The sequence below is a fragment of the Streptomyces orinoci genome (assembly GCF_003121295.1).
Lineage (GTDB): Bacteria > Actinomycetota > Actinomycetes > Streptomycetales > Streptomycetaceae > Streptomyces > Streptomyces orinoci.
The window spans coordinates 1,264,313-1,278,702 of sequence record NZ_PHNC01000031.1 but is presented as its reverse complement, the minus strand read 5'-3'; the positions used below and the strand labels follow the sequence as shown (position 1 = coordinate 1,278,702).

The following is a 14,390-nucleotide window of genomic DNA, read 5'->3' as shown; positions in this document are numbered from 1 at the left end:
ATGACTGACAGCACCAACCGCAAGCGTTTCGCCGAGGCCGCCCGGGACGAGCGGCCGGACCTGGCCCTGCTGTGCCTGCTGATCGCCGCGGAGGCGGAGCCGGAGCTGGACGAGTCCGGTTTCGACGCGGTCCAGATGGAACTGGACCGGCTGGCCGGACTGCTGCCCGCGCTGGGCCGCTGGGCCGAGCCCACCCGCTGGGCGGCGGCGCTGGCGAAGCTGCTGGGGGTGGACTGTGGCTTCCATGGCACCCCGGCGGAGTACCGGCGGCTGGAGTCCTCGCTGCTGGACCAGGTGCTCAGGCGGCGGCGGGGACTGCCGATTCTGCTGTCGGTGGTGTGGCTGGAGGTGGCCCGGCGGGCCGGGGCGCCGGTGTACGGGGTGGCGCTGCCCGGCCACTTCGTGGTCGGCTTCGGCGACCCCTACGGGGAGCACGCGCTGGCCGATCCCTTCGACGGCGGGCGGCTGCTGACCGAGGAGGAGGCGGGGCAGCTGGTCGCGGGGACCACCGGGACCCCGCTGTCGGCCTCGGCGTTCTCCCCCGCGGATCCGCTGGAGATCGTGCTGCGGGTGCTCAACAACATCCGCGCCTGGGCCGCCGCCCGTCCCGAGCGGAGCGGTGTCCAGCTCTGGGCGGTGGAGCTGTCCCTGCTGCTGCCCAGCCATCCGGCGCGGTTGCGCTATGAGCATGCCGAACTGCTGGTGGAGCGCGGTGAGTTCATGCGGGGGGCGCGGGAACTGGAGGAGTACGCGCGGCTGTTGGCCACGGTGCGGCCGGAAATGGCGGAGACGGTCCGCCACCAGGCGCTGGCCGCGCGGGCGATGCTCAACTGATTTTTGCGCGGGCACCACGTCCTGCCCACCGGGCCGCACCCGGCGACGAGACGGCGTCTGCCGGCGACCGTTGCCGTTCGGCCGCAGGCCGTGGGTGGCTGATCGCGCAGTTCCCCGCGCCCCTGACGGGGCGCACCCGGCGCCGGGAGGGGCGCGCTACAGCCAGCCCTTTTCGTGGGCGATGCGGGCCGCGTCGGCCCGGTTGCGGGCGCCGGTTTTCTGGATGGCCGTGGAGAGGTAATTGCGCACCGTGCCATGAGAAAGGTGCAGCACCGCAGCGATCTCCGCATTCGTACCCCCACCCGCCGCCGCGGACAACACCGCCCGCTCCCGCTCCGTCAGCGGATTCGCGCCCTCCGTCAGCGCGGCCACCGCCAGCGTGGGATCGATGACCCGTTCCCCCCGCAGCACCCGCCGCAGCGCGTCCGCCAGTTGCGCCGCCGGGGCGTCCTTGACCAGGAAGCCCGCCGCCCCGGCCTCCATGGCCCGGCGCAGATAGCCGGGCCGGCCGAAGGTCGTCAGGATCACCACCTTCAGCTCCGGCCGCTCCGCGCGCAGCAGTTCGGCCGCCTCCAGACCGGTCGCCCCGGGCATCTCGATGTCCAGCAGCGCCACATCCACCGGAGTGCGCCGGACCGCGTCCAGCACCTCGTCGCCGCGGGCCACCTGGACCACGACCTCGATGTCACCCTCCAGCCCCAGCAGGGCCGCCAGGGCCTCGCGGACCATGGACTGGTCCTCGGCGAGGAGGACGCGAATGGTCCGCTGATGGGCGGTACCGACCGGCTGAGCTGTCACGGAGACAGGGTAGGGGGCCTGCGCGGCGCCACCGTACGGCGCACGGTCACGGCCGGGCGTCGGCGGCCCCCTCCCCCGCCGACGCCCCCTCACCGGCCCCCTCCCCCGGCTCCGCCGGCACCCGCCGGCTCAGCGGCACCCAGGCCCGCAGCCGGAAGCCGCCGCGCGCCGCCCGGCCGGTCTGCAGCCGTCCGTCCGTCAGCGCCAGCCGTTCCGCCAGTCCGGTAAGGCCGTTGCCATGCGGACGCTCCGGGCCGCGCCCGTCATCGGTGACGGTCAGGCACAACTCATCGGCCTCCTCGGCCAGTTCCACCGCACAGCGCCGGGCGCCGCTGTGCCGCACCACATTGGTCACCGCCTCGCGCAGCGCCCAGGCCAGCGCGCCCTCCGCGTCCGGCGCCAGGTCCGGGTGCCGGTCCGGTGCCCGGCTCAGGTCGGCGATGATCCCGGCGGCGGCCAGGGCGGTCCGGGCATGGGCGAGTTCACCGCCCAGGGTGGGGCGGCGAAAGCCGCTCACCGCCTCCCGTACGTCCACCAGGGCCTGCCGGCTGACCCGTTCGATGTCGGCCACCTGCTGGGCGGCCCGCTCGGGGGCGTCCGGCAGCATCCGCCCGGCCAGCTCGCTCTTGAGGGTGATCAGCGACAGCGAGTGGCCCAGCAGATCGTGCAGGTCCCGGGCCAGCCGCAGCCGTTCCTCATTGGCAGCCAGGTGGGCCACCGTGGCCCGGGCCTCGCGCAGTTCGCGCATGGTCCGTCCCATCTGTGCCACCGCCGCCATCCCGGCGCCGCTCAGCAGCAGCGACATCACGATCCACCCGTTGACCTGCGGCTCCAGGCCGGAGAGCAGGCCGAGCCCCCCGGTGATGAGGGCGATGGCGACCACCGCCCGGATGCCCCACTTGAACGGCAGCAGCACCCCACTGGAGACCGCCACGTACACCATCAGCGGCAGCCACGCCCCGCCCATGGTGACCGTCAGCAGCACACTCAGCGCGAACAGCCCGCCCAGCACCACCAGTTTGGGGCTGGCGATCCGGCCGACGGGCCGCCGGCTGAACAGCACATAGGCGTAGCCGGCCAGATAGGCGGCCAGGCCCAGCCCGCCCAGCACGGTGGCGGGCGCGGAGTGCCGTCCGCTGGTCAGGTCGGAGACGGTGATGGCGAGATACGACAGATACAGCATCGCCCAGCACGCCTTGGCCACGGCCTGCCGGCGGTTCTCCGGCGGCAGGCCCACCCGCAGATAGCCGCTGTCCGACAGCCCCGCGTTCCCGCTGTTCACCATGGACTCGTACCCGTTCCGGTCAGCTCTTGTGGGTGTCCCTGCGGTACAGCCAGGCGGCCGCACCGGCGAAGATCAGCAGGTAGCCGACCAGGATGACGAGGTCCTTGCCGCCCGGGGTGTCACCGCGCTCGATGGCCTGGCCGAGACCGGCGTAGGCATGCGTGGGGACGTACTCGGCGATGTGCTTCAGCCAGCTGGGGAACCTGGTGGAGGGGAACCACAGGCCGCCCAGGATGGACAGGCCGAAGTAGACGATCATCGCGATGGGCCGTACCGCGTCACCGGTGGCCGCGTAGCCGATGGCCACGCCCAGCGCCGCGAAGACACAGCTGCCCGCCCAGATGGTGCCGGTCAGGGCCAGCCACTGCCAGGTCTCCAGCCGGACGCCCTTGACCGCGGCGGCGGAGGCGAAGACCACCAGGATGGACGGGAGGGTGACCACCGCGGCCGAGGCGATCTTCGCCAGCACATAGCCGTGGCCCGGCAGCGCGGTCAGCCGCAGCTGGCGCGTCCAGCCCTTCTCCCGCTCCTTGGCTATCCGCTCGCTGTTGCCCACCAGGACCGAGGTGATGGCGCCGAAGGAGGCCATGGAGACCATATAGAGCAGCGCGAAGCTCAGCTTGGTGTCGCCCACCGGGGAGTCGGTCTTCACCCCGGCCGAGATCATCAGATAGAGCAGCACCGGGTAGAGCAGCGAGAAGAACATGAACTTCTTGTTGCGCAGGGTGCGCGCGACCTCAAGCTTGATCAGGGTGTTCATCGGGCCCCGCCCTCCTCGGCGGTCGCGGCGTCGGTGATGGCGATAAAGGCCTGCTCCAGGCCCAGGCCCGCGACCTCGAGATTGCGGGGGTAGAGGCCCAGCCGGTAGACGGCGTGCACGGTGGCGTCCGGGTCGTGGGACTGTATCCGCACAGTACGGCCGGCCATCGACAGCCCGGCCAGGGCCGGCAGCTGCCGCAGCTCGGCCTCGGGGAGCTCCCCGTCCAGATCGAAGGAGATCTTCCGGGCACCGGCCCGGGCCTTGATCTCGGCGGCGGAGCCGTCGGCCAGCACCCGGCCGCGGTGCAGCACGATCACCCGGTCGGCGATCGCGTCCGCCTCCTCCAGATAGTGGGTGGCAAAGAGGATCGCCCGGCCCTCGTCGGCCTGCCGGCGCATGGCGCCCCAGAACTGCTGACGGGACGTCACATCCATCCCGGTGGTGGGCTCGTCCAGCACGATCAGCTCATTGGCCCCGGCGGTCGCCATCGCAAACCGCACCCGCTGCTCCTGGCCGCCGGAGAGCTTGTTGACCAGACGGTCGGCGATCTCGGTGATGCCCGCCTGCTCCAGCACCTGCTCCACCGGGTAGGCGCGCGGGTGCAGATCACAGGCCAGCTTGATGATCTCGCGGACCCGGACCTCCTCCATCAGGCTGCCGCTCTGCAGCATCGCCCCGACCTTGCCCTGCTCGATGGCGCGCTGCGGGGTGGTGCCGAACAGCCGGACCGTGCCGGAGTCCGGGTTGCGCAGTCCCAGCAGCAGGTCCAGCGTGGAGGACTTGCCCGCGCCATTGGGGCCCAGCAGGGCGACGGTCTCGCCGGGATGGAGCTCGATATTGAGGTCGGCTACGGCCTGGACGGCGCCATAGCTCTTATTGACGTTCGCGAAGCTGACGACGGGTGCCCCGCCCGTACGCCGCTCGTCCCCCGTGAACGTGGAAGCTGTCGTGGTCATGCGTCCATCTTCGGGGGACGGCGGGCCGCCTGTGCAGTGTCGGGCGTCGTGCGCCGGGCATGACATCTGTCATGCCCGGCGCCCGTTGACGGCCGCCGGCTCGTCCGGCGACGGCCGTCAGCTCCCGTTGAGCTGGATGATGCCCACCCGCTCGGCAGGTGTCCTGCCGCGCAGCGCCTTGCGCAGCGCGCCCACCACGTCCTGCGGCATGACCGGCGTCTTGCCGTCGGCCCGCTGCACCATCACCCCGGCGAAGGCCTGCCCGTAGAGCGACTTGAGCGCCTCCAGGTTGTAGCTCTCCTCCAGCTTGCCGCCCACCTCCTTCACGGAGAGGATCTTGGGCAGCGAGCGGTCCGGGCCGAACTGGATGCTGTGCAGATGGTCGGAGGTCTGGATGGTCACCAGACCGGACATGGCCGGCTCGGCGAAGTCCTTCATCATCCGGTCCACCTCGGCATTGCTCACCTTGGGCTGCTGGCCGGAGCTGGGCAGGTCGATCACGGTGTCCTGGCCGGTCTCGGCGCGCTTGCGATACCCGTCGGAGATCGCCTTGACCGCCTTGTCCATGTCCAGGCCCTGGTACGGCTTGCCATAGACCGGCACCGCCTTGCCCGGTACGAACCGGATGGTGCCGTCCTTGGCCCCGCCCGCCTCGCCGGACAGCGCCTGCAGCGCCGCGGTGATCTTCTCCTCGTCGGTGATCACGGTGGGCTCGGCCTTGCGGCCGCTGCCGACCAGCGAGCCCAGCACGGTGACCGGGTTGTAGTCCCGGCCCGACACCGAGCGCACGGTCTCCTGGGTGTCGATGGACAGCCCGGCCACCGAGGGCTTCAGCTGGGCCTGCTTACCGCCGATGGACACCTTCAGCGGCGCGGTGGCCCGGTCGCCCAGCCGGGCGTCCAGCTTCTGCACCGCCTGCTCCTTGGAGCTGCCGCCGATGTCCACGCCCAGCACGGTGGTGCCCTGGGGCACATCGGCGTGGTCCATCAGCAGACCGGCGCCATAGGCGACGCCCACCAGGGCCACCAGTCCGCCGCCCAGCAGCACCAGCTTGGAACGGCCCTTCTTCTTGGGGGCGGCCTTGGGCGCGCTCTTGGCGGGCGGCACCTTGGCCTGGTCCCCGTCCGCGGCCGGCGGCTTGGGCACGGCCGATACGGGCTTGGGCTTGGGCACCGGCACCCGGGGCGCACCGCTGTCCACCGGCTTCTTGGCGCCGGAAGCACCGGGCACGCCGGGCACACCGGGCGCGGCCGGTCCGCCCGGCGCGGGCACCGGCGGCATCCCGGCGACCTGCGTCTCGGCGGCGGCGTTCGCCTGCGCGGCGGCGTTCGCCTGGGCGTTGCCGCCCGGCTGCTGCCCGCCCTTCTTCCGGCCCTGCTTCTTGCCGCCCTGCGGCGCCCCCGCGCCGGGGCCGCCCTGGGCCGGAGCGCCCGGACCGGGCGGCGGCACCGCGGGAAAGCCCTGGTGCGGGGTGTCGGTCCGCTCGCCGGGGACCGGGAAGGGCAGCTTGGGGCCCTGGCCGGGCAGACCCGGCGCCGGGAACTGCTGGGTGGTCTCCGGTGCGGCGAACTGCTGGGTGGTCTCCGGTGTTGGGGACCAGGAGGCACCGCCGCCCTGCCCGGGCGCGGCCGCGAACGGGTCACCGGGTACCGGCACCGAGCCGGTGGTCCCGGGACCGGAGGGCCAGGGCGCCCCGCCGCCCTGCGCCGGAGCGCCCGCGAAGGGGTCACCCGGCACCGGCGGCTGTGCGGTCTCCCCGGGCCAGGGCGCGCCGGCGCCATGGGAGCCGGTGTCGCCCGGCCAGGGCGCCCCGCCGCCCTGCGCCGGGGCCCCCGCGAAGGGGTCACCCGGCACCGGCGGATGCTGCCTGGGACCGGACGCGGCGCCACCGGCCACGGCCCCGCCACCGGGCGCTCCCCCGCCGGGCATGCCGGCCTGCGGGTTGCGGCGCGGCAGGGGTGCCGCGGGCGGCGGGGTGGCGGCGGCCGGTTTACGGGGCGCGAACCAGTCGCTGGTGGCGGTCTTCTCCGCCGGGCGCTCCGGCTCGGGCGCGGCCGGCGGCTCCGGGGCGCGCGACGCGGCGCTCGCACCCGGCTGCCCGCCCCCGCCCTGCTGCCGCGCCTGGCCCGGCTGCTGCGGCCGCTGCTGCGGCGACCCCGGCGGCTGCGACTTGGACGGCTGCGACGGCTGCTGCCGGCCTTGCTGCTGCTGTGACGCGTCGCCACCCGACGCCTCGTCACCGACCGGGGTGCGCATCACCACCGGCGGGATGGGCCGCGAACCCGGGATATTGATCCGGATCCGGGTGGTCAGCGTGGTCTCGGTCTTCGGCGTCTCCGGCTTGGCGCCCGCCGTCTGTCCTTCGGTTCCGTACGGCGGGGTTCCCGACGGGTACGCGGCGCCACCGCGCCCCTGGGCCCCAGAGGACGAACTGTCAGATTCACGGCTCAAAGCAGGTTCTCCCGGTTACTCTCCGCCGCCCTCTGACCGCTTGAGGGGTCGCCCATGCCCAAGGTCAGGGGGGCTCGACGGCGGCACCACCATACTGGGCACCACGGTCGCGCACCCGGCGACCGCTGGATCACCCCCCGGCCGACCCCGCCGGACGCGCCACCGTGACCGGAATCCGGTATTCCGGCACCGGCGAAACCTCAGGCGGAAATCACCACTTCAGTTGCCAAGTCGGCCCGCACCGCCGCGCGGTTGCGGCAGTCCGGCAAGCGTGGCGCACATCACAGCGAGCACCATTCCGCCCAACAGAAAGACATAAGTGGTCAGTCCGGCCGGAAACAGGAAGTCTCCCTCCGGCCGGTTGCCCAGCGCCAGCACCACCGCCAGCAGCCAGCCGGCCCCGGCCACCGCGCCGCCGGTCCGGGTGCCGGTGGCGGTCACCCCGCCATAGGTCACCCCGGCGACGGCGAGCAGCGCGAGCAGCAACCCGCCCGGGAACCAGCCCGCTTGCACCAGCGAACCCGCCAACCCCACCAGCGCGCCCAGCACCAGCAGTCCCGCATACCCCAGCAGACGCCCGAAGTTCAGCCGCTCGGTCATGCGCCCGCTCCACTCGGTCCGCTCACTCCGCTCACCCCGGCGAAGAGATCGGCCTCCCGGCCCTCCGCCACTCCCGGCTCGCCGCGCACCAATCGGTAGTACTCATCGGCGAACAGCGGCTGCCCCAGGTCATTGGAGAGGGCGAAGAAGGGCCCGTCCACCGCGATCTGAGTGGCGTGCGCCCGCATCGCGGCCGCCTTGGCCGCGGCATAGGCGGCGGTGGGAATGGCCGCGGTGACCTCTTCATCGGGCACCACGCCCGGCACATCATCCACCGAGGCGATGCCGGGGAAGAGCTCCTTGCCCGCGGCGCGCAGCCGGGCGAAGCCCTCCTCGACCGCCGAGCGCGGCACACAGTTCCAGTAGACCTTGGCGATCTCGTACGGCTCGCCCAGGTCCTTGCGGAACGCCTTCTCCGCCGCCAGCTCGACGGCGCGCATCGCCACCCGGTGCGCCTGGATATGGTCCGGGTGGCCATAGCCGCCATTGGGGTCATAGGTCACCAGCACCTGCGGCCGCACCTCGCGGATCACTTCGACAAGGGCCGCGGCGGCCTCGTCCACCTCGGCCCGCCAGAAGCAGCCGGGGTGGTCGTTCTGCGGGGCGCCCATCATCCCGGAGTCCCGGTAGCGCCCCGCGCCCCCCAGGAAGCGGTGGTCGGTGACCCCCAGCTCCTTCATCGCCGCGGCCAGCTCGCCCGCCCGGAACGCGCCCAGGGTGTCGTCCCGGTCCGCGGCCAGATGCGCCAGGGCGGGCGGGATCACCTCGCCCTCCTCACCCCGGGTGCAGGTCACCAGCGTGACCAGCGCACCCTCGGCGGCGTACTTGGCCATGGTCGCGCCGTTGTTGATGGATTCGTCGTCCGGGTGGGCGTGCACCAGGAGCAGCCGGCGGCCTGGAAGGTCGGTCATGCCACCAGCCTACGAGCCGGGCGCGCCCGCCGGGCAGGCCGCCCGCGGCTGCCGGCCCCGGACGGCGGGCAAGGCGGTCAGAACCTGATGTTGCTGATCATGCTGCTCACGTTCGTGGTCAGCTGGTGGAGGGTCGGCGCGATCGAGGAGCTGGCCAGATAGAAGCCCAGCAGCATGCAGATCGCGGCGTGGCCCGCCTTCAGCCCTGATTTCCGGACCAGCAGGAAGACGATGATCGCCAGCAGCACCACCGCCGAAATCGAGAGTGCCACAGCGGTTCACCTCCAGGTACGTGGTCCAACGAACGACAAACGACGCAAACGGCAAAGCGCAGCAAGCGCGCACCGGAGATCCGGCGTGCGCATGCCGCGGGAATTTCTTACCCACTGTGCGTGAGCGATCATAACTTTCCGCGTGCGGTCTTGACTCGGTGCACAGGAGCGAATACGGGGCGCACGAACGCATGCCATCGCCCGGACGGACGTCGGCCGTAGGCTCCCCGCCATGACCGAAGAGCTCTCGTTTCCCCGCCAGTACGCCCGTACCCAGCGCTTTACGCTGGGCGCCCCGCGCGCCTTCACCGTGTCGCCGGACGGCGAGCGCGTTGTCTTCCTGCGGTCCCGCTCCGGCACCGACCGGACCTATCTGCTCTGGGTTCTGGACCCTTACGAGGGACGGGAGTTGACCGCCGCTGACCCGGTCGCCCTGCTGGCCGGGGCGGAGGAGGAGCTGTCCGCCGAGGAGCGCGTCCGGCGCGAGCGCAGCCGGGAGGGCTCGGCAGGCATCGTGGGCTATGCGGTGGACGCGGCCGTGGAGTTGGCCGCCTTCGCCCTCTCCGGCAGGCTCTTCGTGGCCGAGCTGCGCGCCGGCACCACCCGTCAACTGCCCGTACCCGGCCCGGTGGTTGACCCCCGGCCCGCCCCGGACGGACGTCATGTGGCCTATGTCGCCGAGGGTGCGCTGCGGGTGGTGACGGCGGACGGCGCCACCGACCGGGTGCTGGCGGCGCCGGAGGGCGAGGGCGTCACCTGGGGACTGGCGGAGTTCATCGCCGCCGAGGAAATGGACCGTTCGCGCGGCTTTTGGTGGTCACCCGAAAGTGATGCCCTGCTTGCCGCCCGAGTGGACGAATCCCCGGTCGCCCGCTGGTGGATCAGCGACCCGGCCAACCCCGCCGCCGCCCCCGCCGAGGTCGCCTACCCGGCGGCCGGCACCGCCAACGCCGAGGTCACCCTGGCCCTGCTGGGCCTGGACGGCTCCCGCACCGAGATCACCTGGGACCGGGAGCGCTTCCCCTACCTGGCCCGGGTGCACTGGTCCGAGGGCGGCCGCCCGCTGCTCCTGGTGCAGGCCCGTGACCAGCGCTCCCAGGCATATCTGGAGGTGGACACCGCCACCGGCGCCACCCGGGCGCTGCTCACCGAGCGGGACCCGGTCTGGCTGGACCTGTTCCCCGGGGTGCCCGCCCGGACCCCGGACGGGGAGCTGGTGCGCATCACCGACACCGACGGCGCCCGCCGGCTGCTGGTCGGTGAACGGGCGCTGACCGGACCGGAGTTGCACCTGAAGGAGGTACTGGACATCGGCGAGGACGATCTGCTGGTGCTGGCCTCGGCGGGCCCCGCAGCGGACCGACCGGAGACCGGGGAGGTCCATGTCCACCTGGTCAACTCCCAGGGCGTGCACCGGATTTCGGACACCCCGGGCCGTCACTACGCCGTCCGTGGCGGCGACCTGACGGTCCTGGTCTCCGCCGCCCCCGACCGCCCCGGCACCCGGGTGGCGGTACTGCGGGAGGGCAAGCGCATCGCCACGGTGGCCTCCTACGCCGAGACACCCCTGCTCACCGCGCGCCCCCGGCTCACCCTGGCCGGCGCCCGGCGCATCCCGTGCGCCGTACTGCTGCCCGCCGGCCACCGGGAGGGCGACGGCCCGCTGCCGGTCCTGATGGACCCCTACGGGGGCCCGCACGGCGCCCGGGTGGTGGCCGCCAACAACGCCCACCTCACCTCCCAGTGGTTCGCCGACCAGGGCTTCGCGGTGATCGTGGCGGACGGCCGGGGCACCCCGCACACCTCTCCCGACTGGGAGAAGGCCATCGCCGGGGACTTCGCCGGAGCCACCCTGGAGGACCAGGTGGCGGCGCTGCGGGCACTGGCCGGGGAGTACCCGCTGGACCTCACCAAGGTGGCCATCCGCGGCTGGTCCTACGGCGGTTATCTGGCCGCGCTGGCGGCGCTGCGCCGCCCGGATGTCTTCCACGCGGCCGTGGTGGGCGCACCGGTCACCGACTGGCTGCTCTATGACACCCACTACACCGAGCGCTATCTGGGCCTGCCGGACCAGCAGCCCGCCGTCTACCGCCGCAACTCACTCGTAACCGATGGCGAGTTGGCCGACGCCGCCGCACCGCACCGGCCGATGATGCTGATCCACGGCCTGGCGGACGACAATGTGGTGGCCGCGCACACCCTGCGGCTGTCCTCCGCGCTGCTGGCCGCGGGCCGCCCGCATGAGGTGCTGCCGCTGTCCGGGGTGACGCATATGACCCCGCAGGAACAGGTGGCGGAAAATCTGCTGCTGCTCCAAGTGGACTTCCTCAAGCGGAGCCTGGGCATGTAGCACTCCTTGAACTGAACGGACCGGCGGCGTACTTGACGGAGTGTCAAGCACGCCGCCACCTCGATCTGCACAACCTTCGCTCAAGATGCGGCGGAGCCGCGCATCGTCCGCTGCAACCCCCTTGACTGCGCCATATCTCCATTGCCAGAGTCCGCTCAACTCAAGGTGTTCGAAGTCACACGCGAGGTTTACCAGCCGACGTGGCGGAGGATGTGCGCCGATGACGAGTCCTGCCCAGAGCCCCGTGGTGGCCACCGATATGGAGCCGGTGGTGCCCACGGCCGACCTGGTCGGCCGCTCCCCCGGCCAGTTGATGTGGCGGCGCTTCAAACGCGACCGAGCCGGCGTGGTCTCCGCCGTCATCGTCGTCTTCTTCTTCCTGGTGGCCATCGCCGCACCGCTGATCTCCAAGCTCTATGGCAAGAACCCCACCGAGACCTATGGCCTCGACGACAACGGCCTGTTGAACCAGTTCGGCTATCCGGTGGCGCCCAACGGCGGTATCTCCGGCCGCTTCTGGTTCGGCCTGGAGCCCACCCTGGGCCGGGATGTGCTGACCCAGCTGGTGTACGGCATCCGCACCTCGCTGCTGATCGCGGCCATCGCCACCCTGCTCTGTGTGGTCACCGGAGTGCTGATCGGGGTGACGGCCGGCTATCTGGGCGGCCGTACCGACTACTTCCTGGGCCGGTTCATCGACCTGCTGCTGGCCTTTCCCCAGCAGCTGTCCTTTGTGGCCTTCACCCCGGTCGTCTACTCGATGTTCGTCAGCCCGGAGAAGGAGACCCCCACCTATCTCAGGGTCATCACCCTGATCCTGGTGCTGTGGGTACTGGGCTGGATGGGCATCGCCCGCCTCCTCCGCGGCCAGGTACTCAGCCTGCGGGAAAGGGAGTTCGTGGAGGCGGCCCGGGTCACCGGAGCCTCGCCCTGGCGCATCATCACCAAGGAGCTGCTGCCCAATCTCTGGACGCCCATTCTGGTGCAGACCACCCTGATGCTGCCCGCCCTGGTGACCGCCGAGGCCGGGCTCTCCTTCATCGGCGTCGGCATTGTGGAACCCACCCCCGACTGGGGCCGGATGTTCGCCAATGGCGCCAAGTACTACGAGAGCGACATCACTTACATCTTCTTCCCCGGGCTGGCGATGATCGTCTTCGTGGTCGCCTTCAATCTGCTCGGGGACTCCGTCCGGGACGCTTTCGACCCGCGCACCAAACGCTAGTCGGCCGGTAAGCCGCACGCCTTATTGACCGTCCGTCCCTTCCACAGGCAGGCAGGTGCAGAATTCATGAGCAGGTCAGTCAACCGGAGAAGGGCCCGGTACACGGCCGTCGCACTGGCGGCCGGAGCCCTGGTGCTCTCCGCGTGCAGCAGCGGCGGGGGCGGAGGCGGCGGCGGCAAACAGAGCGCGGGGCCGGGCGAGGACAAGAATGTCTCCTCCAACTACTCGCTGGGCAACAAGGACGACTCCACCGGCCCGGCCCCCCAGCCGGCCGGCGCCAAGAAGGGCGGCACGGTCACCGTGCTGCAGCGTGACGCCTTCCACCACCTGGACCCGGGGCAGATCTACTACGGCGACATGCTGATCAACCAGCTGCTCTACAACCGCTCACTCACCGGCTACAAGATCGACGAGAAGGGGCATGTCAAGGTGGTCGGCGACCTGGCCACCGACACCGGCACCTCCTCCGACGGCGGCAAGACCTGGAAGTTCACCCTCAAGGACGGGCTGAAGTGGCAGGACGGCTCGCCGATCACCGCCCAGGACGTCCGCTGGGGCATTGAGCGGCTCTACGCCTCCTTCGAGACCGACGGCCCCCAGTACATCCAGCAGTGGCTCTCCGGTGAGGGCACCAGCTACCGCAAGGCGCTCCCGGACGGCCCTTACAACGGCAAGCACCTGCCGTCCTCGGTGCTGGACACCCCGGACGACAAAACCGTCATCTTCCACTTCCAGAAGCCGCACGCGGACGCCCCGTTCGCCACCGCCATGCCCAATGTCGGGGCCATCAAGGCGGACAAGGACACCAAGCAGAAGTACGACAACGCGCCCTTCGCGGACGGGCCTTACAAGGTCGGCGACTACAAGGTGGGCAAGTCCCTCACCTTTGTCCGCAATGAGAACTGGGACCCCAGGACCGACCCGCTGCGCAACCAGTTCGTGGACAAGTTCGAGATCAGCTTCGGCCACCAGTTCACCGACTCCACCCGGCGGCTGCTGGCCGACCAGGGAGCGGACAAGAACGGCATGTCCTGGACCAACGCGGTGGCCCCGGAAATGGTGGAAAAGGTGCTCAACGACTCCTCCACCAAGTCCCGCCGCTTTATCGAGCTCCAGCCCTATCTGGACGTCATCAACTTCAATATGGACCGGCTCAAGGACATCCGGGTCCGCAAGGCACTGGCCTATGCCATGCCCAGCGGCCAGATCATCCAGCAGATCGGCGGGGCCACCGCCGGGCAGCTGGCCACCAATCTGCTCTCCCCCTCCGTTGACGGCTACCAGCCCAGCGACCCCTTCGGCAAAAAGGCCAAGCCCAATGGCGACCCGGAGAAGGCCAGGGCCCTGCTGAAGGAGGCCGGCAAGGAGGGCCAGGAGATCGTCTACGCCTATGCCAACACCGATGTCCAGCAGAAGGTCTCGGTGGTGATCACCCAGGCCCTGGAGCGGGCCGGCTTCAAGGTCCAGAAAAAGGAGATCGACTCCAACGTCTGGGAGAACTCCATCGGCGAGGCCAAGAACAAGTTCGACATCTACCGCACCGGCTGGGGCGCGGACTGGCCGGTGGCCTCCACCGTCATCGAACCGCTCTACGACGGCCGGACCATCTCCGACGGCGCCTCCAACTACGCCCACCTCAACGACTCCTCGGTGAACTCCGAGATCGACCGGATCAGCGCCATCCCGGATGTGAAGAAGGCGGCCCCGGAATGGATGAAGCTGGCCGACAAAATCCTCACCGATGACGTCCCGGCCGTACCCACCTACGCCAACCTCCAGTTCGCCCTGTGGGGTTCGGGCCTGGGCGGCGTCAAATACCACCCGGTGTACGGCTATGCCGACCCCACCTCGGTGTTTGTGAAGTAGACGGTGTCTGTGCAGTAGACCGCCCCTTCACCTCACGTCCCGCGGCCGGGACCGCAGTCCGTCCCGGCCGCCCGCCTACCGC

General features: G+C 71.1%; 12 protein-coding genes. 4 read left to right on the top strand and 8 right to left on the bottom strand.

Annotated features, from left to right (window positions below; genetic code table 11):
• Complete coding sequence (locus CV755_RS28245; protein WP_109283078.1) at positions 1-834, top strand: transglutaminase-like and tetratricopeptide repeat-containing protein; 834 nt, start codon at positions 1-3, stop codon at positions 832-834.
• Positions 835-990: 156 nt separating this feature from the next.
• Here the strand turns inward: CV755_RS28245 and CV755_RS28240 are convergent, their stop codons facing one another.
• From CV755_RS28240 to CV755_RS28205, 8 genes are all read right to left on the bottom strand, one after another.
• Complete coding sequence (locus tag CV755_RS28240; RefSeq protein ID WP_277751864.1) at positions 991-1,632, bottom strand: response regulator transcription factor; 642 nt, start codon at positions 1,630-1,632, stop codon at positions 991-993.
• A 46-nt stretch (positions 1,633-1,678) separates the two neighbouring features.
• Positions 1,679-2,917, bottom strand: a complete 1,239-nt coding sequence (locus CV755_RS28235; protein ID WP_109283076.1) for a sensor histidine kinase — start codon at positions 2,915-2,917, stop codon at positions 1,679-1,681.
• Between the two features lie 19 nt (positions 2,918-2,936).
• Positions 2,937-3,677, bottom strand: coding sequence for an ABC transporter permease (locus CV755_RS28230; RefSeq protein WP_109283075.1), 741 nt, complete (start codon positions 3,675-3,677; stop codon positions 2,937-2,939).
• Positions 3,674-4,633 (bottom strand): ABC transporter ATP-binding protein, encoded by a 960-nt coding sequence (locus tag CV755_RS28225; RefSeq protein ID WP_109283074.1) that lies wholly within the window; start codon positions 4,631-4,633, stop codon positions 3,674-3,676. The genes CV755_RS28230 and CV755_RS28225 overlap by 4 nt, the downstream gene beginning before the upstream one ends.
• 117 nt (positions 4,634-4,750) lie before the next feature.
• Positions 4,751-7,084 (bottom strand): hypothetical protein, encoded by a 2,334-nt coding sequence (locus CV755_RS28220; protein WP_109283073.1) that lies wholly within the window; start codon positions 7,082-7,084, stop codon positions 4,751-4,753.
• Between the two features lie 219 nt (positions 7,085-7,303).
• Positions 7,304-7,684: a DUF6113 family protein gene (locus tag CV755_RS28215; protein WP_109283072.1), complete on the bottom strand. Its 381-nt coding sequence runs from the start codon at positions 7,682-7,684 to the stop codon at positions 7,304-7,306.
• Positions 7,681-8,595, bottom strand: a complete 915-nt coding sequence (gene mshB, locus CV755_RS28210; protein ID WP_109283071.1) for an N-acetyl-1-D-myo-inositol-2-amino-2-deoxy-alpha-D-glucopyranoside deacetylase — start codon at positions 8,593-8,595, stop codon at positions 7,681-7,683. The genes CV755_RS28215 and mshB overlap by 4 nt, the downstream gene beginning before the upstream one ends.
• A 77-nt stretch (positions 8,596-8,672) precedes the next feature.
• A complete protein-coding gene (locus CV755_RS28205) occupies positions 8,673-8,867 on the bottom strand; it encodes a hypothetical protein (protein ID WP_109283070.1) in 195 nt (64 codons plus the stop codon).
• A gap of 232 nt (positions 8,868-9,099) precedes the next feature.
• Here CV755_RS28205 and CV755_RS28200 point away from each other — a divergent pair, with 232 nt between their 5' ends.
• The 3 genes from CV755_RS28200 to CV755_RS28190 all read left to right on the top strand — a co-directional run bounded on the left by CV755_RS28200 (position 9,100) and on the right by CV755_RS28190 (position 14,308).
• Positions 9,100-11,217, top strand: a complete 2,118-nt coding sequence (locus CV755_RS28200; RefSeq protein ID WP_109283069.1) for a S9 family peptidase — start codon at positions 9,100-9,102, stop codon at positions 11,215-11,217.
• A 220-nt stretch (positions 11,218-11,437) separates the two neighbouring features.
• A complete protein-coding gene (locus CV755_RS28195) occupies positions 11,438-12,442 on the top strand; it encodes an ABC transporter permease (RefSeq protein ID WP_109283068.1) in 1,005 nt (334 codons plus the stop codon).
• Between the two features lie 66 nt (positions 12,443-12,508).
• On the top strand, positions 12,509-14,308 hold the full coding sequence (locus CV755_RS28190; RefSeq protein WP_109283067.1) for an ABC transporter substrate-binding protein: 1,800 nt from the start codon (positions 12,509-12,511) through the stop codon (positions 14,306-14,308).
• Positions 14,309-14,390: the final 82 nt, after the last annotated feature.